We start from the raw sequence: 20,315 nt of genomic DNA, 5'->3' as shown, positions 1-20,315 counted from the left end.
AGGGCCGGCATGAGCACGGCCGGAGGCTGGATCGAGCGTCCGGAGACAGACATGCCGCATGCAGTCCGCCACGAGCCGGTCATCGCCGTGCTCCTGCCTTGCTACAACGAGGAGCTGACGATCGGCGAGGTCGTGCGGCGCTTCCGCGAGACGCTGCCCTCGGCCGCGATCTATGTCTACGACAACAATTCCAAGGACCTCACTGCGCTGAAAGCCCGCGCCGCCGGCGCCGTCGTCGTGCGCGAGCCGCGCCAGGGCAAGGGCAATGTGGTGCGGCGCATGTTCGCCGACATCGACGCGGATATCTATGTGATGGCCGACGGGGACGGCACCTATGCGCCGGAGGATGCGCCGCAGCTGATCAACGTCCTGCAGACCGAGCGCTCCGACATGGTGGTAGGCACCAGGCGCGGCGTGAGCGACGATGCCGGCCGCAACGGCCACGCTTTCGGCAACCGCATCTTCAACCGCCTCTACAAGGGCCTGTTCGGGACCGACTTCACTGATATCTTCTCCGGCTACCGGGTGTTTTCGCGCCGCTTCGTCAAAAGCTTTCCGGCCGTTTCCGGCGGCTTCGAGATCGAGACCGAGATGTCGGTGCATGCCTCGCAGCTCAAGCTGCCGGTGAGCGAGATGGCGCTCGATTACGGCCGCCGCCCGGAAGGCTCGTCATCGAAGCTGTCGACCTTCCGCGACGGCGCCAGGATACTGTGGATGTTCGCCATGCTGGTGAAGGAGACGCAGCCGCTGCGCTTCTTCGGCACGTTCGCGCTGTTCTTCCTGGCGGCCAGCATCGGCTTGATGATCCCGGTACTGGTCGAGTTCGCGCAGACGGGGCTGGTGCCGCGCATGCCGACCTGGGTGCTGTCGATCGGCATGCTGCTGTTGGCCATGCTGTCGATGATGACCGGGCTGATCCTCGATTCCGTCTCGCGCGGCCGGGCCGAGCAGAAGCGCATCTTCTATCTGTCGATTTCTTCCGGCCGCGCCGAGCGCGGGATATCCGGGCAGGCCTCGCCCAAGGGCGAACCGGGCAAGTCCTCGCGGGCGGCATAGTGGACCGCCTCGTCCGCTTCATCCTTACCGGCGGCATCGGCTTCGTCGCCGACGCCGCGGCGCTCTGGCTGCTTCTTGCTGCCACGCCGCTCGGCCCGATGGCGGCGCGCCTGCTGTCGATCGGCTTCGCGCTCTGCTTCACCTGGCAGATCAACCGCCATCTGACCTTCGCGCCGTCGAGCCGGGGCATCGCGCAGGAAGGCGTGCGTTATGGCAGCGTCGGCATCGCCACCAGCATCGTCAATTACCTGGTCTACTGCGCTCTGCTCTTCGCGCTGCCCGCCCTGCCGCCGCTGGCGGCGCTGGCCTTTGCCTCGATCGTCGCGATGGCGCTGTCCTTCCTCGGCTACTCCAGGCTGGTCTTCGACCGCTGAGCGTCTGCACCAAGCGAGCACGATTGGCAGGCGCCGCCGATTTCCTTATATCGGGCGTCTGAGTTCCCCGGAGACCGCAAATGCCGTTGAAGATCGCCGTCCAGATGGACCATGTCTCCACCGTGTCGATCGCCGGCGACACGACCTTCGCGCTGTCGCTGGAGGCGCAGCGGCGCGGCCACAAGCTTTTCCACTACACGCCCGACCGGCTGTCGATGGTGGGCGGCAAGGTGTTCGCGCGCATCGAGGAGATGCAGGTGCGCGACGAAAAGGGCAACCATTACGCGCTGGGCGAGAAGGTGCGCACCGACCTCTCCGAGATGGACGTCGTGCTGCTCCGCCAGGACCCGCCCTTCGACATGAATTACATCACCACCACGCACATATTGGAGCGCATCCATCCGAAGACGCTGGTGGTCAACGACCCAGCCTGGGTGCGCAACAGCCCGGAGAAGATCTTCGTCACCGAGTTCCCAGACCTGATGCCGGAAACGCTGATCACCAAGGACCCCCAGGAAGTGGCGGCCTTCCGCAAGGAGTTCGGCGACATCATCGTCAAGCCGCTCTACGGCAATGGCGGCGCCGGCATCTTCCATCTGCACGAGGCCGACCGCAATCTCGCCTCGCTGCTCGAAATGTTCGGCCAGCTGTTCCGCGAGCCCTATATCGTGCAGCGCTATCTCAAGGACGTGCGCAAGGGCGACAAGCGCATCATCCTTATCGACGGCGAGCCGGTGGGCGCCATCAACCGCGTGCCGGCCGAGCACGATTCCCGCTCCAACATGCATGTCGGCGGCCGCGCCGAGAAGACCGAGCTGACGGAGCGCGAGCGCGAGATCTGCGCCCGCATCGGACCGGCGCTCAGGGAGCGCGGCTTCATCCTGGTCGGCATCGACGTGATAGGCGACTACATGACCGAGATCAACGTCACCTCGCCGACCGGCGTGCGCGAAGTGCAGCGTTTTGGTGGCGCGGATATCGCCAGCCTGTTCTGGGATTGCGTTGAGGGGAAGCGGCTGAAATCGGCCGCGTAATTGCCGCATGTTGACTCTGCAGCACGGATATCGGCCTCCTACTGTATCCGAGATTGTCGGAGCAATGTTGCGTCATCGCCGCTATCTCCGGAAAGGGTGGTACTCTTCCGCGAAGTCGCAACCTGCTCTTCAGGCAAGTTTGCTGTCGGATGATCCGTTCATATCCTATTCGGGAATGTCCGGTACGCCCCTTGGATTGGCAAGTCACATGCCTCTCCTTCCACGCAGTCACCGTGCCTGGTTTCTCATCTCGCCAACCTGGTCCATCGAAAACAATTCCAGCGTCAAAATGATCCGGACCTATGCCGTTCTGCATAGACTTGGGAACCCCCGTCACTCGCTAATCTTCCTATCCAACACACAAGCCGAGGCTGATCTCTTGAATCAGTCCGGTGAGGCCGCCGTCCTGCATAACAAGACTTCAACAACCTCCGAATACATATTCAGGCCCCTCGAGGACATCCCTGTAGAATTCGATGCAATATACAATGCGCAACTGGCTTCGTGGAAACGCCACGACTTGTCCCTTGGCATCGAGCGTTGTGCATTTGTCTTTTATCGTGATTCAGTGGGGTCATCCACGACGGAGTCGGAAAGGGCGCGGATAAATCGGCACAGGGAGCTCGCGCCGGGTCACGTGTTTATTAATGAGTTTGACAGCACCGGCAAACCTGTTCGATTGGCGCCGGCTTATGTGAACATGCATCTAAATCGTGCAGCCGTGGGAATTTGTCTCTCTGCAATAGAGGGACCAATGTTCGCCAGCACAGAGTATCTTCTCGCGGGGCTACCTGTTGTCACGACCCCGAACCATGGGGGTCGAGACCTTTATCTCGATGACGAATATTCGCTTACAGTTCCACCCGACCCTCGATCCATCGCGGAGGCTGTCTTAGCGCTGAAGGAGCGACGAATCCCCCGGGCTTACATTCGTTCGCAAACTTTGAAACGAGTTGAGCGAGACCGCCGGCGGTTCATAGACCTTGTAAATGAGATTTTTCTGGAAAGCGGCTCTTTGCGCCGGCTCGCCATGCCTTGGCCTTTCCGATATCCTGTCATGGAGTGGCTTCCACCCCACATCGCAATCGATCGATCGCTTTCAGGCACGGTCGATGCCTTCATCACCGCCTAGACGGCAACAGCCCGGATTGCCGGAGGGACTGCTCGCCTTGTTCAACAGGTCGAGAGCACGCGGCGATAGCGGCTGCTCGGGCGCGCCTCGGCCTTTTAGCCCAGAAGAAGCTTTGGCCGAAATCCACCATCTTCGCGGATAGATGTTCCTGTAATGTTCTTGCGTGTTTCGAAAATCTATGGTTGTCTGCATTGTAGGCGCTCGCGGCCCGATGGTGGATACGGGCGCGTTGAGGCGGGGGTTTTGGATAAATGGTAGCGCGGGTTCGCACGGTCGCTTTTCAGGGCATCGAGGCTTTGCCGGTCGATGTCCAGGTGATGGTCGGTCCGGGCAAGGTCGGCATGCAGATCGTCGGCCTGCCGGACAAGGCGGTGGCCGAAAGCCGCGAGCGCGTGCAGGCAGCGCTGCATGCGTCGGGCCTGTCGATGCCGTCGAAGAAGGTGACGGTGAACCTCGCGCCGGCCGATCTTCCCAAGGAAGGCAGCCATTACGACCTGCCGATCGCGCTCGGCCTGATGGCGGCGCTCGGCGCCATCCCCGGCGATATGCTGGCCGGCTATGTGGTGCTTGGCGAATTGTCGCTCGACGGCACCATCGCCGGCGTTGCCGGCGCGCTGCCAGCGGCGATCGGCGCCAATGCGGAGAGCAAGGGTCTGATCTGTCCCTTCGCCTGCGGCCCGGAGGCGGCCTGGGCAGGCAAGGATTTCGACATCCTTGCGCCGCGCAGCCTGATTGCCGTCGCCAACCATTTTCGCGGCACGCAGGTGCTGTCGCGGCCCGAGGCCGGCATCCAGCTTGCCGCGCACGACCTGCCGGATCTCGCCGACATCAAGGGCCAGGAGAGCGCCAAGCGGGCGGTCGAAGTGGCTGCCGCCGGCGGCCACAACCTTCTCATGGTCGGGCCGCCCGGCTCGGGCAAGTCGATGCTGGCGCAGCGCCTGCCCTCGATCCTGCCACCGCTGGCGCCGAAGGAGCTGCTCGAAGTGTCGATGATCGCTTCCGTCGCCGGCGAGCTCGGCGAAGGCAAGCTGACCGACCGGCGGCCGTTCCGCGCCCCGCATCATTCGGCCTCGATGGCGGCGATGGTAGGCGGCGGGCTGCGCGCACGTCCGGGCGAGGTCTCGCTCGCCCATCACGGCGTGCTGTTCCTCGACGAGTTACCGGAATTCACGCCGCAGACATTGGATGCGCTGCGCCAGCCGCTGGAAACAGGCGACTGCATGATCGCGCGCGCCAACCACCGCGTCACCTATCCGGCGCGCATCCAGCTGGTGGCGGCGATGAATCCGTGCCGCTGCGGCATGTCGGGCGAGCCCGGCTATCGCTGCCTGCGCGGCGACCGCTGCCGCACCGAGTACCAGGCGCGCATTTCCGGCCCGCTGCTCGACCGCATCGACCTCAGGATCGAGGTGCCGGCGGTCTCGGCAAGCGACTTGATCCGGCCGGACAAGGCCGAGACGAGCGCTTCGGTGGCGCAGCGCGTGGCGCGTGCGCGCGCCATGCAGCGCGAAAGGCTGGAAAGATTGGGTGCGGGCGCCACCACCAACGCGCACTGCCCGCCCTCGATCATCGAGGAGATCGCCAAGCCCGATAGCGCCGGGCTGACGCTGCTCAAGGACGCCAGCGAAAAGCTCGGCTTTTCGGCACGGGCCTATCACCGCGTGCTGAAGGTGGCGCGCACGCTGGCCGACCTCGACGCCAGCGAAACCGTCGGCCGCATCCATCTCGCCGAGGCGATCTCCTATAGGATGAGCGCGGAGCGCATGGCGCAGGCGGCGTGAAGCGGGCGTATCGGGCTTTCATCCCTCTTCAATCTTGCGCCGGGATCAGCTTCTGCAGCGTCGGTGCCAGGATCATGGCGAAGCTCGATCCATCGCCATAGGCCCGCGCGGAAATCATCGCCCCGTGCACGGTCGCCATGAAGGCTTCCGCCTCCACGCGCGGCGCGGCGGCGATCGTCAATGTGCCTTGCGCGGCGCCGCGCTCGATAATGCCGGTCAGCCACCCCGAGAGAAACCGGAAATAGGCCCGGACCTCCGCGGCCACCTCAGGCGGAAGGGCCGGAAGCTCGCTGGCAAGCAGCGCGCAGACGCAGATCGGCCTGCTCGCATCCTCGATGCACTGCGCCCAGAAGTCGGCATAGGTGCGCAGCAACTGAGGCGGCGCAGGCACACTGCGCTCTAGCTCCGTCATGCCCGTCACGGCATCCTCGAGGTAGCGCCTGACCAGGCTTTGCACCAGGTCGACTTTGCTCGGGAAATGATGATGGATGCTGGCTTTGCGGATACCGACCACGTCGGCGATATCTGCATAGCTGAACCCGTTATAGCCGCCGGCGACGATGAAGCTTCGCGCGGCGGCCAGTATGTCATCGGCGGTGTTCGAGGGCTTGTCCATGGACATGCCTAACCTCCGGCGGAGGAAATCTCAACGCACGGCCTGCGGCGACTTGCGAAGGATATCGCTGACCGACAGCCACACGGCGGACACGAGGAAGTAGAAGGCGCCGAAAGCGGCATAGGGCGCGACATTGGCGATGCCGATGGCCTCGGCGCCGCCTGCCATCTTGACGAAGAAGAGGCCGGCCAGCGCTGATTGCGCGCCACTCAGGATCATCGCCCATTGGGCGCCGTTACTCTTCCAGCGACGCGCCGCGGTGAGAAGCTGAAACGCGCCGGAGACGACCGCCCAGACCCCATAGACCGCGAGCACCGCGTTCATGCTGCGGCCAAGCGCGATGGCGACCGCGATTGCGGTGACGATGCTGACGGCGAAATTGAGGAGCTGCGACTTGTTGCGGCCCAAGCCGCCGCTGCGCTGCGCGTCGATATAGTTCGCGAGCGCGTCCCAGAGGGGATAGGCAACCAGCATGACCGCGGCGAGCGTCGGAACCGACTTCGCGACGGTGAAGGCTACCGCGACCCAGGCCGCCGACACGGCAAACCGCAGAAAATAGTAGCTTTTGAGCCAGCCGTTTGAGGACTGGGCATGGTTCATTCGTGCAGGCATGAAGGTTCCTTTCATTCATTTGCCTACCAACTAGTAGGTAGATTGAAAATCGTCAATGCCTTGCGGGCCGGTCGCCGATCACCTCGATATCTCGTTTACGTGATCGGCGCCCGCTTGCGCCGCGCTACTGCTCGCGCGCCTTCAGCTCCAGTCGCCGCTTATGCAGCACCGGCTCGGTATAGCCATTCGGCTGCACCGTACCCTTGAACACCAGGTCGCAGGCGGCCTGGAAGGCGATGGAATTGTCGAAGTCCGGCGCCATCGGGCGGTAGAGCGGGTCGCCGACATTCTGGCGGTCCACGATGGCCGCCATGCGCTGCAGCGAGTCCCTCACCTGGATTTCCGAGCACACCTTGTGGCGCAGCCAGTTGGCGATGTGCTGCGAGGAGATGCGCAGCGTGGCGCGGTCCTCCATCAGGCCGACATCGTTGATATCGGGCACTTTCGAGCAGCCGACGCCCTGGTCGATCCAGCGCACGACATAGCCCAAAATGCCCTGCGCATTGTTGTCGAGCTCGCGCTGGATCTCGTCCGGCGTCCAGTTCGGCCGGCTTGCGACCGGCACCGACAGGATATCGTCGAGCTTCGCCTTCGGCCGGTTCTTCAGCGCCGCCTGCACGGCGTGCACGTCGACCTTGTGGTAGTGCGTGGCGTGCAGCGTGGCGGCCGTGGGCGACGGCACCCAGGCGGTGTTGGCGCCGGCCTTGGGATGGGCGATCTTCTCAACCAGCATCGCCGCCATCAGATCCGGCATCGCCCACATGCCTTTGCCGATCTGGGCGCGGCCGGCGAGCCCGCATTCCAGGCCGGTATCGACATTCCAGGCCTCATAGGCGGAAATCCAGGCGGCCTGCTTCATGTCGCCTTTGCGGATCATCGGGCCGGCTTCCATCGAGGTGTGGATCTCGTCGCCGGTGCGGTCGAGGAAGCCGGTGTTGATGAACACCACGCGCTCTCTTGCGGCGCGGATCGCTTCCTTGAGGTTGACGGTGGTGCGCCGCTCCTCGTCCATGATGCCCATCTTGATGGTGTTCTTCGCCATGCCGAGCAGCGCCTCGACGCGATCGAAGATCTCGACGGCGAAGGCGACCTCGTCGGGCCCGTGCATCTTCGGCTTCACCACATACATCGAGCCGGCGCGGGAATTGGCGCGGCGGCCGTTGTCGCCGACATCGTGCAGCGCGATCAGCGCGGTGATGGCCGCATCCATGATGCCTTCCGGTACCTCATGGCCGTCGCGGTCGGTGACCGCCGGATTGGTCATCAGGTGGCCGACGTTGCGAACCAGCATCAGCGAGCGTCCGGGTAGCAGAAGCTGGCCGCCATTGGGCGCCGTGTAGCGGCGGTCGGGGTTGAGCTTGCGGACAAAAGTCTTGCCGCCCTTGGTGATCTCTTCCGCCAGATCGCCCTTCATCAGGCCAAGCCAGTTGCGGTAGACGACGACCTTGTCCTCGGCATCCACGGCGGCGACCGAATCCTCGCAGTCCTGGATGGTCGTGAGTGCCGATTCCAGGATGACGTCGGCGATGCCGGCCGGATCGGTCCGGCCGATCTGGTTGGCGCGGTCGATTGTAATTTCGATATGCAGCCCGTTCTTGACCAGAAGCACGGCTTCCGGCGTGGCGGCATCGCCACGATAGCCGACGAACTGCCTTGGATCGGCCAGCGTGGTGGCGCCGGCGCCTTCGCCGGCTTTAAGCGCGCCATTCGCCACCGACAGCCCGTTGACGCCGGCCCATTTGCCTGTGGTCAGCGGAACGGACTGGTCGAGGAAATCCTTCGCCCAGGCGATCACCTTGGCGCCGCGCGCCGGATTGAAGCCCTTGCCCTTTTCGGCGCCGCCGGTCTCGGGAATCGCGTCGGTGCCGTAGAGCGCATCATAGAGCGAGCCCCAGCGCGCATTGGCAGCGTTGAGAGCATAGCGCGCATTCATCACCGGCACGACGAGCTGCGGCCCGGCAACGACCGCGATTTCGGGATCGACATGTTCCGTGCTGACGCTGAAGGCCGGCCCTTCCGGCACGAGGTAGCCGATCTGCTTCAGGAAAGTCTTGTAGGCCTCCATGTCGATCGGCGCGCCGTTCTCACGATACCAGCCGTCGAGCTTCTCCTGCATGGCGTCGCGCTTGGCGAGCAGCGCGCGGTTCTTCGGCGCGAGGTCGTGGACGATGGCCGAAAAGCCGGTCCAGAATTTTTCCGGATCGATGCCGGTGCCGGGCGTGGCCTCCTCGGCGACGAAATCATGGAGCTCCCGGGCAATCTGCAACCCGGCGATCTCGATGCGGTCGGTCATCTGCACGTCTCCAGATAGGTGGCTTGCCGGGCCTTTGGCATGTTTGGGGTTGCGGGGTCAATTCGGCTTAGGGTGTAGGGGTGATTTAGGCCGGGCGGCGAAGCTGCTGATCTCCCCCCTCGTGGGGGAGATGCCCGGCAGGGCAGAGGGGGGCGCGAAGGAACGCCACCCTTGTCGCTTTCTGCCCGTGCAATGTCACCCAGACGGGCCGTCGGGGCGGCGGAAGAACGGAGACCCTGGCGGGACAGCGCCCCCCTCTGGCCTGCCGGCCATCTCCCCCACAAGGGGGGAGATTACGCTCTCCCTCACACCGCAATCCGCGGTCGTCCCGACGCCACCGCGACCACATGCGCCTCGATGAACATGCGCTGGCCCTCGATGGTCGAGACCTTGAACTCGGTGGAAACGTGGATCTCGGCGCTGTCGGTGCCGGCATCCTTAGCGCGATCGGCCGCGAACGCCCGCACATCGGCCTCAGCCGCCGCGACCGCCTTGTCCTCGTCGGTGAAATCGCGCACCGTCTGGCCTGACGCCAGCCTAAACAAGCCTTCCTTGGGCTGGCTGACGCGGGCTTCGGCCGAGACGCGCACCTGGCCGACCACGGCGCCGAGCGCGTTGGCGACATCGGTGTCTTCCGGCACGATGCAGCCATTGCCGATCAGCGGCGGCAGACCGGCATAGTGCAGCGGCGCGGAAGCGCCGAGCCCGATGACGGGGCGGTCGAGCGCGACGGTGAAGCGGGCGATGCCGGGATGCGCGTCGACGGCGCGCTGCACCAGCGCGTGCGCGACGGTGGCGGCGCCGTCCAGCCCGTCCTCGGCGAAGGCGGTTTCGAGAATGTATTCGGCCGACCAGCGGGTCAGCGTCACCAGCACGCGCTGCGAAATCTCCTCCGGCGTCGCCGCGATGGTCTGGCCGCGGCCGTCGCGGCGGCGGGCGAAAAGCTCGGCGCCGAGCCGGGCGGTGGCGGCGTCCCAATTGGCCTGCTTGCCCAGCACATGGGCGGCATCCGACGGCGTGAAGCCTGAGATATGCACCAGCCCGCGCGCGACCAGCCGGTTCAGCGTGGCGTTCTGCGCGTTCGAAGCGAGCAGCCTGTCGAGCGCCAGTGGGGTGGCGCCGATCGTCTCGTAGAGCTTCGCTTCCGGCGCGGTGAGGCCGGCGGCGAGCCGGTCCGGCACGCCGGTGCGCAGGGCGAAGCGCCCGTCCATGCGGCCGGTGTTCGGCGCGCGGAGCTGTCTTTCCAGTTCGACAGTCACCGCCTCGCCATGCACCATGCCGGACAGCGCCAGCGGCACCAGGCGGCGCGGCCCAAGCAGGATCTTCGGGTCGAGCGCGCCGTCTTCCAGCGTCACTTCCGAGTCGCCGCCAAGGCCGAAGGTGCGCATGGCGACGGCTTCGACCATGGTCCGGAAGCCGCCAACGGTAGCGCCTTCCGGGTCAAGCCGCGGGCGGCCGCCATCGAGCACCGCGACATCGGTGGTGGTGCCGCCGATATCCGAGACCATGGCGTCGTCCAGCCCGGTCATGTGGCGAGCGCCGACAAGGCTGGCTGCGGGGCCGGACAGAATCGTCTCGATCGGCCGCTGGCGGGCAAACGCCGCCGACACGAGCGCGCCGTCGCCGCGCACCACCATCAGGGGTGCTGCGATGCCGCGTTTGGCCAGAAAGCCTTCGGTCGCCGCGACCAGCCGGTCGATCATCGAGATCAGACGAGCATTGAGCAAGGTGGTAAGCGCCCGGCGCGGACCGCCGAGCTTGGCCGAAAGCTCATGGCTGGCGGTGACCGGCAGGCCGGTCTTGTCGCGGATCAGGTCGCGGGCCGCCAGCTCATGCGCCGGGTTGCGGGTGGCGAAATAGGCGCAGACGGCAAAGCCCGACACCGAACGCCCAAGCTCGGGCAGCGCCGCCTCGAGCCCGGAAAGCTCGAGTTTTGCCGCATTGCCATGCACGTCATGGCCGCCTGGGCAGAACACCACCGGATCGGTGCCTAAAGCCGTCTTCAACCCGTCACGCGCCAGGTCGGCCTCGGAAAAGCCGATCATCACCAGCGCCACGCGCCCGCCCTGGCCCTCGACCAGCGCGTTGGTGGCCAAGGTCGTCGACATCGAAACCAGCTTGATGGCGGCCGGATCGGTGGCGGAATCCTGAAGCACCGCGTCCACCGCGCCGGAAATCCCGACCGCGAGATCGTGGCGCGTGGTCAGCGATTTGGCCTTGGCGAGAACCTTGCCCTTAGGACCGCCCTCCTCCGACCACAGCACCGCATCGGTGTAGGTGCCGCCGGTGTCGATGCCGAGGAAGAGAGGGTGAGGCTTGGCGGTCATCGTGCAGGCAGTCCGGGGCGAGAGGGCTTGTTGCGAAGCCCTTAGCCGATACCGGCTGGCGGATAAAGGCGGGAGAGGTGGGCCAAGGGGGAGGAGGGCGCGGCTTGCTGAGATGCTGGCGGGACAGCACCCCCCTCTGTCCTGCCGGACATCTCCCCGCAAGGGGGGAGATCAGATGTCGCACCGGCCTTCGCCAATCGCCGATATTTGCAGGAGGCGCCGGCACCCGAACTGCTAATCTCCCCCCTTGCGGGGGAGATGGCCGGCAGGCCAGAGGGGGGTGCCTCGCGCCAACGTTCGCGATTGCCTGCCCCACGAACCCCACCCTCTTATGGCTCCCATCACAGAACCGCTTGTTCGCCGAAGGCCGCAGCGGCAGAGGAACACCTTGGTGGTGCGGGCAACGGGGAGATTGGCGGCTCCGCGGTCGCCGCCTATTTCGCCGTGACGGTGCCCGTCATCGAGCTGTGGATCGCACAATGGAACGGATGCGCGCCGGCGGCCGATATCTTGACCTTGGCGCGCTTGCCCTTGGCGAGTTGGCCGGTATCGAAGGAGCCGTCATCCGCCGTGGCGGTGTGCGTCTTGGAATCGGCGTTGGTGAAGGTCACGGTGTCGCCGACGGCGACACTGATCTTGGCCGGGTGGAATTTCATGTCCTTGATCTCAACCGCATGGTTTGCGGCGAAGGCGGGTATTGCGACGGCAAGCAAGGCAAGGGTGAGCATGGTGCGCATGGTGGATTCCTCCTGAGAGTTCTCACCCCAAAACTAAGGCGGGCGCAGCGCTTGTCATGCTACGAACCCCACTCTTTTATGCGACCCGTCGCAAAACGGCTTGTTGGCCGAGTGACCGCAGCGGCAGAGGAACACCTTGGTGGTGCGGGCGATGGTATGCCCGGTGCCGGTGACGATCTCGGCATTGCCTTCGACCTTAAGCGGGCCGTTGACGGTCGGCGTCACATTGAGCGGGCCATCGCGCGCCTCCAGCACCTGCGCTTCCTTCAGCGCCGGCTCGCCGGTGGCGGAAAAACCGGCCTTGATGTGGCTGTTGTCGCAGAACGGCTTGTTCTGCGACAGCCCGCAGCGGCAGAGCGTGGCGCGGAAGAAAGTGTCCTCGCCGAGCACGATCTCGGCATGCACCGCCAGCGGGCCGTTTTCCCTCAACCGCACGGTGTTGACCACCGGCGGCCTCTCCTGCGGGCCGCCATCCTTGCGGCTGTAGGTGATGGCGCCCGACGGGCAGTTTTCCGCCAGCGCCACCACCTGCTCGACGCTGGCTGCTTCAGGATGGATCCACTCGCCCGGCGCGTTGGGCACGAAGACATGCGGGTTGCCAAGCACGCAATTGCGCGAATGGATGCAGCGCTTGCCGCTGAAAGAAACGTCGATCTTCTCGCCTTCGACCGTGCTTGCCATTTGGGTGGGAGTCTCCTGTTGGGTTGAGGCAAGGCTAGGGCGGGGGCGAGAGGGGCGTCAAGCTGGCCGGATGACTACTTCCCCTTCTCCCCTTGTGTAAGTTCGCTGGAGATTGGCGAAGGGCCGCGTGACGGCCAATCTCCCCCCTCGTGGGGGAGATGTCCGGCAGGACAGAGGGGGGCGCGAAGGATCGCGGCCCACCGCTTTTCGAATGTGCAGAAGTTTCCCAAGGCAGGAGCTTTTAGCGGGTTGAGATGCTGGCGGGACAGCGCCCCCCTCTGCCTTGCCAGGCATCTCCCCCACAAGGGGGGAGATCAGCAGCTTCGGGGGCCCACCCCTACTCCTCCAGGTCGATCTCCTCGGTCTGGCCGCCGCTGCAGGTGTAGCAGCAGTCCTCGCAAGTCTCCTTGTTGTTGGGGCCGACGCCCCAATAGGTCTGCTCGTCGCCGTCGACCCAGGCGCCATAGCAGATCTTCTCCCCCTCATTGCACGAGATCGGCAATTGCTTGGTCTCGCCGTCGTCGAGATAGAAGTCCTTGCCCTCGCCCGGCCAGACATAGTCGCGGTCCTGGCTGTAGAGCTCGACACGCATGGCGTTGGGATGGCCATTCTTGATCTGGAAGGTGACGTCGCCGGCACGGGCGGCGGGCGCGATGAGGACGGCAAGCGAAAGCGCGGCGGCCACGCGGCGCGCGAAGGTGGAAGACATGAGAACCCCCGAGGTAGAATCGGCCCCCACGGCCGATCGCGGGATGATGACATGACCGGCGCGTATGCCAAAGGGGCGGCGGCGAAAATGGCTGACGCAATTTGGGGGAATGGCGCGACTTCCCCTTCTCCCCTTGTGGGAGAAGGTGGCTCGGCGCGCAGCGCCGAGACGGATGAGGGGTGTTCCAGCTTGGCAAGAACGCGTGCGCCCCGCTACCGCCAGGGCTGCAAACTCTTATCTTTCACATACGCAATAATGGTATCGCAGACCGCATCCAGCTCTTTCAGCACATCACCGTTCCAGAACCGCAGCACGCGAAAGCCTCTCGCCTTCAATGCGGCGTCGCGCTCCAGATCACGGAGCGACTCCGCATGCTGGCTGCCGTCGATTTCGACGATGAGTTTTGCTTCGGCGCAAAGGAAATCCGCTACGAACCGACCAATCGGCACTTGCCGCTTGAACTTGATATTGTCCAGTCGCCGGCCGCGCAATTCGTGCCATAAGCGGTCTTCCGCCTCTGTCGGCTCGCGGCGCATCGACCGGGCGAAATTGCGTTTGGCCGGTTATGGGCTGGTGCGGCATGGCGGAAGATTAGCCGGTTTTTCTGATCGCTCAAATATCCGGCGCCTCACTCCGCTGGAGCACCCCTCATCCGTCTCGGCGCTGCGCGCCGAGCCACCTTCTCCCACAAGGGGAGAAGGGAAAGCGCCCCGCTACTCCGCCAGATCCACCGTCTCGGTGGAATGCTCGGTGCAGATGAAGCAGCAGGTGTCGCAGGGCTGGTCATTGTCGGGGCCGACGCCGGCGGTGACCTTGTCATTGCCGTTCACCCAGGCGCCCCAGCAGATGTGCTCGCCCGGCTCGCAGGAGATCGGCACGGATTTTCGTGCCTTCGGGCGGATGAGGAACACCTTGTCGTCGCCCGGCCAGACTTTTTGGCTATCGCGGCTGAACAGCTCGACCGCGACCCCGTCCGAACGCTGGTTGCGCACGAAGACCGACATGTCCGCGGCCAAGGCCGGCGAGGTGAGCAGAAGGAAGGCGAGCAGAGCGCGAATCATGGCGAGGTCCCCCGGGGCAAGTAGAGCACGGGTGGCGCCGGTAATCTCCCCCTCGAGGGGGAGATGGCCGCAAAGCGGCCAGAGGGGGTCGCCGCGCGTGGAGCGCCAGCCTCCATTTTACGGCGGCAGGCCAGAGGGGGTCGTCTCACCTAGAGTGCCGCCGCTCTTTCTTGTCGCGCAGGGCGCGGGCACTTCACGCGCGGTGACCCCCTCTGTCGCCTTCGGCGACATCTCCCCTCGAGGGGGGAGATCAGCGCCTCACCGCCACATGCGGCGCGAATGTCTTCACTGCGTCCACCATCTCCTCTCCCCGCACGTCGAGCGAGGAGATTTCCATATGCACAATGTTCCGGCCGAAAGGCATCAGGCCGAAGGCGTTGGCGGAGGAATAGCGGATTGCGGCGGGCGGCTCCTCGGTGAGCTCGAAATTGAGCATCGCCGCGCCCTTGCCGCCGGCGGCGAGGCGCACGCTTATCACCTTGCTCCATGGCACCAGCACGTCGCCGGCGCGAGCATCGCGGAAGCCGTGGCTGTCCAGCGTCACCTTGACCGAAGCGTCGAAGGCGCCGCGGGCGATGAAAACGCCGAGCCCCAGGCAGGCGGCGCCGAGCAGCGCGATCCACAGCACATGCCCGCTGTTCGCGCCCGAGGCCACGCCCTGTAGCGCGCCGAAGCCGAAAATGCCGCCGAGCAGGAACGGCCCGACGGCGGGCAGGATCTTTCCCGACGGGCTGTTACGGATTTCGAGCGGCGCGGGCATCGCCCTTGCACTCAACGCTCCGGCTTCAGCAAAGTCCAGATCCAGCCGATGAAGGTCAGCACCAGGAACGGATAGCCGAGCGCCGGCAGCGGCGCCGAGGTGGGCAAGAGCGGCGCGCCCCACAGGATCATGAGGGCCGAAACGGTGAACAGCACAGCGGCGACGGACGCCGTGAGCCGCATCCACAGCGCGAAAGTGGCTTGCGCGCTGACCATCACTAGCCCCGCCGCCCAGAGCGCGATGCCGCCGGCATAGGACGGCACGCTGGCCTGCAGCCCCGCCGCATTGCCGGCCAGAAGCAGGCTTTCGCCGGCAAGGAACGTAAGGAAGCCGGCCGCGACGAGATCATTGCCCAGCCGCTGGTATTTCACCACGAGTAGCGCCGTGGCGACGACGATGCCGACGCCGTCGATGGTCCAGACCGTTTCGCGCAGCGCGTCGCTCGCAACGAAAGTGCCCGCCAAGCCAAAAGCGCCGCCGATGGCGAGACCGATCGCGGCGACGGTGTCCAAGGTGGAGCGCATGTGATGTCTCCCCAAGCCGAGGAGAGGATACGCCGCAGCTGTGGTTTGTCCAATAGTTTAGGAGTCGCCAAGTGTCCGCTGCAAAGCCGTCAATGGCATCGGGCGCCTCGGTTACTGCATGCCACCGCATGCAATGCTGCACCTTCACAGACATGGTCGCGGGTGTGGCCGTCGACGATCGTATCCGGCGGTCATGTATCAATTGCTCTAAGTCTTATTTCGTCCTATCCATCTGTGAGCAAATGGCAACCTAGCAGGGGCAACCGTGATTAACTTCGACCTATTTAAATCTGGTGGCAATGACAGCACCATCCTCGAACCACGAAAGATTTTCACGACCCTAACTCGAGCTCCGCGATTTAAGCGCCCATCTGACGAGCAGGGCGAGGTGCTCGATGGATGGTTCGCCAGACGAGCCGAGAACGACCTTACCGTCAAAATGAACACGGGCTCTGGCAAAACTCTGGTCGGCCTACTTTTGTTACAAAGCAGTCTCAATGAAGGCTTACGCCCTGCTGTCTATATTACGCCGGATAAATATCTAACCTCGCAGGTCATAGCGGAAGCGCGCGACCTAGGTATCCCGGTTACTGACTCCGAGGATGACGCGGGTTTCATGAGGGGCGAGAAAATACTCGTCACTAACATAAGAAAGATTGTAAATGGACGATCCGTCTTTGGTGTCAAGGAAGTAAAGATACCGCTCGAGTCTGTTGTAATTGACGACGCTCACGCATGCTTGCAAAGCATCGAGGAGCAATTCAGAATCGAAACTACCCCGGCATCTCCACTTTATAAGGACCTTTGGGCACTTTTGTCCGAACCAATACGCCAATACAACGCGATGGACCACGCTAGGCTCATGAGCGGTGACCCAACGGTGATATTTGAACTCCCGTTTTGGATATGGAAAGACAGGTCCGCAGATATCGTTTCCCTAATGATGAAACATAAGGACCTGGAGGAGCTCCTATTTAAACGCGACTTGCTGATCGATGTCGTGGACCTCTGCCAATGCGTGATCTCCGCCAAGCGCATTGAAATAGCGCCCCGGTGCATTCCTATCGATGTAATTCCAGCGCTGAGCCGGGCAAAGCGGAAAGTGTTCATGACCGCCACGCTCGCCAACGACGGCATTCTGGTTTCGCACTTTAAGGCTGATCCCGCTGCGATATCAAAACCCATAAAGCCCAAAGGTGCTGGTGATATGGGTGATCGAATGATCATCGCCCCCCAGGAGTTAAACCGCGATATCAAATTCGATGACCTGAAAAAGTTCTGCGCCGGCGTGGCGAGCAAACGGAATGTAGTTGTCATCGTTCCTTCGAAGAACCAGGCTTCCAATTGGAAAGACGTCGCGAGTCTGACACTGGACAAGGACAACATCCATGAGGGCGTCGAAAAGTTAAAGAATGGGCATGTGGGGATTGCCGTTTTGATTAACAAATACGATGGCGTCGACCTACCTGGTACGGCATGCGAGATGCTCATCCTCGATGGCGTACCCGGCTATTCGAGCTTAATATCCCGTGTTAATGCTGCCGCCCTAGAAGGGACAATAGGATCAAACATCGATCTTGTTCAAAGGATTGAACAAGGTATGGGCAGAGGCGTTCGATCCAGCGAGGATCAATGTGTTGTACTACTTTGGGGAGCAAATCTGACAAAGGCGATCAATTATTACGAAACTGCCAAGTTTTTCACTGAAATTACTAAGGCTCAGTTACGAGTGGCTCGACAGCTGGCGAGACAGATCGACTTGAAGTCGATGAGCGACTTACTGCCAATATTGGAGTATTCCTTCAACAAGGACGCTTCATGGGTTCGGGTCTCGAAGGAAGCCATCGTGCATGCACCCGACACCAACTATTTTTACATGGAAGGTTATGTAGGTGACCAACGGGCGTCTTTCGACGGCGCTCGGATACGGCAATATAAACGCTCGGTGGATTTTATGCAGAATGCAGTCAATAACTCAACCGAGGATAGCGTGAAAGGATATATTAAACAACAGCTTGCTGAATACATGCATTATGTTGATCGAACGGAGGCACAGAAAACGCTGATCTCGGCAGTTGCCCTCAACAATCGGGTTGTTAAACCAATCGAGGGCATTGAATACAAAAAATTGGGGACGCCAGAGGATCAGGTTTTGAACGCACACAAGTTCCTGGAGCGCTTTCCTGATGGCAACGACCTCGTCCTTTGGGTCAATGCTTTGTTGGATGATCTCGACTGGGACCTACATACAACCAAGCGCTTTGAGGCTGCCATAGACAATGTGGGGCAGATACTCGGCTTTTCATCGCAGCGGCCCGAGCTTGAGACTGGAAAAGGACCAGACAACCTTTGGGGTGTGGGGGCCCACCGATATTTTATAATTGAATGCAAGAGCGGTGCGGTGGTGTCTGAGACGATCTCCAAGGCGGATTGCAACCAACTGCTTGGCTCGGTTTCCTGGTTTAATCAAAACTATCCGCCTGCAAACACTGCTACTCCGATAATCATCCATCCTAAATTTAAATTCGGGCAAGAGGCTTCCCCCGCAGCGAATTTCCGCGTGATCGACAGCGTGAAGCTCTTGGAGCTGAAGGATGCGCTGAAATCCTTCGGTATAGCCCTCGCTACGGGAAACAAATACCGTAGTCGAGACGATGTAGCTTCTGCGTTGAATGACGGAAAGCTAATCGGCCCCTCGTTTGAGGCACAGTTCACTCGTTCGTACACTCGCTAACAGATGGGGGTCTAACCGCTTAAGGTTGGATTGAGCGGATGCAAATCTCCTCAATCGCCCATCTTCAGCGCCTGGATAAACGCCTCCTGCGGGATATCCACCTTGCCGAACTGGCGCATCCGCTTCTTGCCCTCTTTCTGCTTGTCGAGCAGCTTGCGCTTGCGGGTCACGTCGCCGCCATAGCATTTGGCGGTGACGTCCTTGCGCAGCGCCGAGATGGTTTCGCGGGCGATGACCTTGCCGCCGATCGCGGCCTGAATCGGGATCTTGAACAGGTGGTGCGGGATCAGCTCCTTCAGCTTCTCGCACATGGCGCGGCCGCGCTTTTCCGCCGCCGTGCGGTGCACCAGCATGGACAGCGCGTCGACCGGCTCCTCATTGACCAGGATCGACATCTTCACCAGGTCGCCCTCGCGATAGTCGGTCAGGTGATAGTCGAAGGAGGCGTAGCCCTTGGAGATCGACTTCAGCCGGTCGTAGAAATCGAAGACCACCTCGTTGAGCGGCAGGTCGTAGGTGAGCATGGCGCGTTTGCCGACATAGGAGAGATCGGCCTGGATGCCGCGCCTGTCCTGGCAGAGTTTCAGGATGCCGCCGAGATAATCGTCGGGGGTCAGGATGGTGGCGCGGATCCACGGCTCCTCGATCGAGGCGATCTTGACCACGTCGGGCATGTCGGCCGGATTGTGCAGTTCCTTCACCGAGCCGTCATTGAGGTTCAGGCGGTAGACGACGGAGGGCGCCGTGGCGATGAGATCAAGGTTGAACTCGCGCTCCAGCCGCTCCTGGATGATCTCCAGATGCAGCAGGCCCAGGAAGCCGCAGCGATAGCCGAAGCCGAGCGCGGCGCTGGTTTCCATCTCATAGGAAAAGCTGGCGTCGTTGAGGCGCAATTTGCCGACGGCGGCGCGCAAATCCTCGAAATCGGCGGCGTCGACCGGGAACAGGCCGCAGAACACCACCGGCTGCGCCGGCTTGAAGCCGGGCAGCGCCTTTTGCGTCGGGCGGCGGTCCTCGGTGATGGTGTCGCCGACGCGGGTGTCGGCCACTTCCTTGATCGAGCCGGTGAAGAAGCCGAACTCGCCGGGGCCGAGCTCGTCGACATTGACGCGGGCCGGCTTGAACACGCCCGTCCTCTCGACGAGATACTTTGCGCCGGTGCCCATCATGCGGATGGTCTGGCCCTTCTTCATGACGCCGTCGATGATGCGCACCAGCACGATGACGCCGAGATAGGCGTCGTACCAGCTGTCGACCAGCATCGCCTTCAGGGGCGCCGCGATGTCGCCCTCGCGCGGCGGCGGCAGCTGGTGGACGATCGCCTCCAGCACGTCGGGCACGCCAAGGCCCGTCTTGGCCGAGATCAGCACGGCGTTGGAGGCATCGAGGCCGATCACCTCCTCCACCTGCTCGCGGATGCGCTCGGGCTCGGCCGCCGGCAGGTCGACCTTGTTCAGCACCACGACGATCTCGTGGTTGTTGTCGATGGCCTGGTAGACATTGGCCAGCGTCTGCGCCTCGACGCCCTGGGAAGCGTCGACCACCAGCAGCGAGCCCTCGCAGGCGGCCAGCGAACGCGACACTTCATAGGCGAAGTCGACATGACCGGGCGTGTCGATCAGGTTCAGCACATAGTCCTCGCCGTTCTTGGCGCGGTAGTTGAGCCTGACGGTCTGGGCCTTGATGGTGATGCCGCGCTCGCGCTCGATATCCATCGAGTCCAGCACCTGCTCCTTCATATCGCGCTCCTCCAGCGTGCCGGTGAGCTGGATCAGCCGGTCGGCAAGCGTGGATTTGCCATGGTCGATATGGGCGACGATGGAGAAATTGCGGATGTGGTCGAGGGGCGTCGTCATGCGGCGGGCTTTAGCAGGGGCGGGGTTG

17 protein-coding genes are annotated in these 20,315 nt (G+C 63.1%); 5 read left to right on the top strand and 12 right to left on the bottom strand.

Translation table 11 applies throughout. The features are described from left to right. Positions 1–51 precede the first annotated feature (51 nt). From CK219_RS25825 to CK219_RS25805, 4 genes are all read left to right on the top strand, one after another. A complete protein-coding gene (locus CK219_RS25825; protein ID WP_095769517.1) occupies positions 52–1,056 on the top strand; it encodes a glycosyltransferase in 1,005 nt (334 codons plus the stop codon). Further along, a complete protein-coding gene (locus CK219_RS25820) occupies positions 1,056–1,430 on the top strand; it encodes a GtrA family protein (protein ID WP_095769441.1) in 375 nt (124 codons plus the stop codon). The genes CK219_RS25825 and CK219_RS25820 overlap by 1 nt, the downstream gene beginning before the upstream one ends. Before the next feature lie 80 nt (positions 1,431–1,510). Continuing rightward, complete coding sequence (gene gshB / locus CK219_RS25815; RefSeq protein WP_095769440.1) at positions 1,511–2,464, top strand: glutathione synthase; 954 nt, start codon at positions 1,511–1,513, stop codon at positions 2,462–2,464. Positions 2,465–3,847: 1,383 nt separating this feature from the next. Further along, entirely contained in the window at positions 3,848–5,377 is a 1,530-nt protein-coding gene (locus CK219_RS25805; protein WP_095769438.1) for a YifB family Mg chelatase-like AAA ATPase, read from the top strand. Between the two features lie 28 nt (positions 5,378–5,405). On the opposite strand, the gene CK219_RS25800 is transcribed toward CK219_RS25805, so the two are convergent. From CK219_RS25800 to CK219_RS31840, 11 genes are all read right to left on the bottom strand, one after another. Beyond that, complete coding sequence (locus CK219_RS25800) at positions 5,406–5,993, bottom strand: TetR/AcrR family transcriptional regulator (RefSeq protein WP_095769516.1); 588 nt, start codon at positions 5,991–5,993, stop codon at positions 5,406–5,408. 30 nt (positions 5,994–6,023) lie between these two features. Then, on the bottom strand, positions 6,024–6,605 hold the full coding sequence (locus tag CK219_RS25795; RefSeq protein WP_095769515.1) for a DUF308 domain-containing protein: 582 nt from the start codon (positions 6,603–6,605) through the stop codon (positions 6,024–6,026). Positions 6,606–6,729: 124 nt separating this feature from the next. Then, on the bottom strand, positions 6,730–8,898 hold the full coding sequence (locus CK219_RS25790) for a malate synthase G (RefSeq protein WP_095769437.1): 2,169 nt from the start codon (positions 8,896–8,898) through the stop codon (positions 6,730–6,732). Positions 8,899–9,203: 305 nt separating this feature from the next. Next, the gene (locus CK219_RS25785; RefSeq protein ID WP_095769436.1) at positions 9,204–11,225 is read right to left on the bottom strand and encodes a hydantoinase/oxoprolinase family protein; all 2,022 of its coding nucleotides are present in this window, start codon (positions 11,223–11,225) and stop codon (positions 9,204–9,206) included. Positions 11,226–11,659: 434 nt separating this feature from the next. After that, entirely contained in the window at positions 11,660–11,962 is a 303-nt protein-coding gene (locus tag CK219_RS25780; RefSeq protein ID WP_095769435.1) for a cupredoxin family copper-binding protein, read from the bottom strand. A 54-nt stretch (positions 11,963–12,016) separates the two neighbouring features. After that, positions 12,017–12,643 carry a CDGSH iron-sulfur domain-containing protein gene (locus CK219_RS25775; RefSeq protein WP_095769434.1) on the bottom strand — a complete coding sequence of 209 codons (627 nt, stop codon included), beginning with the start codon at positions 12,641–12,643 and terminating at the stop codon, positions 12,017–12,019. 337 nt (positions 12,644–12,980) lie between these two features. Beyond that, a complete protein-coding gene (locus CK219_RS25765; protein ID WP_095769432.1) occupies positions 12,981–13,352 on the bottom strand; it encodes a hypothetical protein in 372 nt (123 codons plus the stop codon). 212 nt (positions 13,353–13,564) lie between these two features. Then, entirely contained in the window at positions 13,565–13,888 is a 324-nt protein-coding gene (locus CK219_RS25760; protein ID WP_176477151.1) for an endonuclease domain-containing protein, read from the bottom strand. A 177-nt stretch (positions 13,889–14,065) separates the two neighbouring features. Further along, positions 14,066–14,413: a hypothetical protein gene (locus CK219_RS25755; protein WP_095769431.1), complete on the bottom strand. Its 348-nt coding sequence runs from the start codon at positions 14,411–14,413 to the stop codon at positions 14,066–14,068. Positions 14,414–14,663: 250 nt separating this feature from the next. Further along, positions 14,664–15,188 carry a hypothetical protein gene (locus CK219_RS25750; RefSeq protein WP_210200018.1) on the bottom strand — a complete coding sequence of 175 codons (525 nt, stop codon included), beginning with the start codon at positions 15,186–15,188 and terminating at the stop codon, positions 14,664–14,666. Continuing rightward, entirely contained in the window at positions 15,185–15,697 is a 513-nt protein-coding gene (locus CK219_RS31840; protein WP_176477150.1) for a hypothetical protein, read from the bottom strand. The genes CK219_RS25750 and CK219_RS31840 overlap by 4 nt, the downstream gene beginning before the upstream one ends. A 265-nt stretch (positions 15,698–15,962) precedes the next feature. On the opposite strand from CK219_RS31840, the gene CK219_RS25740 reads away from it, so the two are divergent. Further along, the gene (locus tag CK219_RS25740; protein ID WP_095769429.1) at positions 15,963–18,431 is read left to right on the top strand and encodes a DEAD/DEAH box helicase; all 2,469 of its coding nucleotides are present in this window, start codon (positions 15,963–15,965) and stop codon (positions 18,429–18,431) included. A 50-nt stretch (positions 18,432–18,481) separates the two neighbouring features. Here CK219_RS25740 and lepA read toward each other — a convergent pair whose 3' ends face one another. Continuing rightward, positions 18,482–20,287, bottom strand: coding sequence for a translation elongation factor 4 (lepA, locus tag CK219_RS25735; RefSeq protein ID WP_095769428.1), 1,806 nt, complete (start codon positions 20,285–20,287; stop codon positions 18,482–18,484). Positions 20,288–20,315: the final 28 nt, after the last annotated feature.

It is taken from the genome of Mesorhizobium sp. WSM4313 (assembly GCF_002294725.1).
Classification (GTDB): domain Bacteria; phylum Pseudomonadota; class Alphaproteobacteria; order Rhizobiales; family Rhizobiaceae; genus Mesorhizobium.
This window is presented reverse-complemented; position numbering and strand designations above follow the sequence as displayed.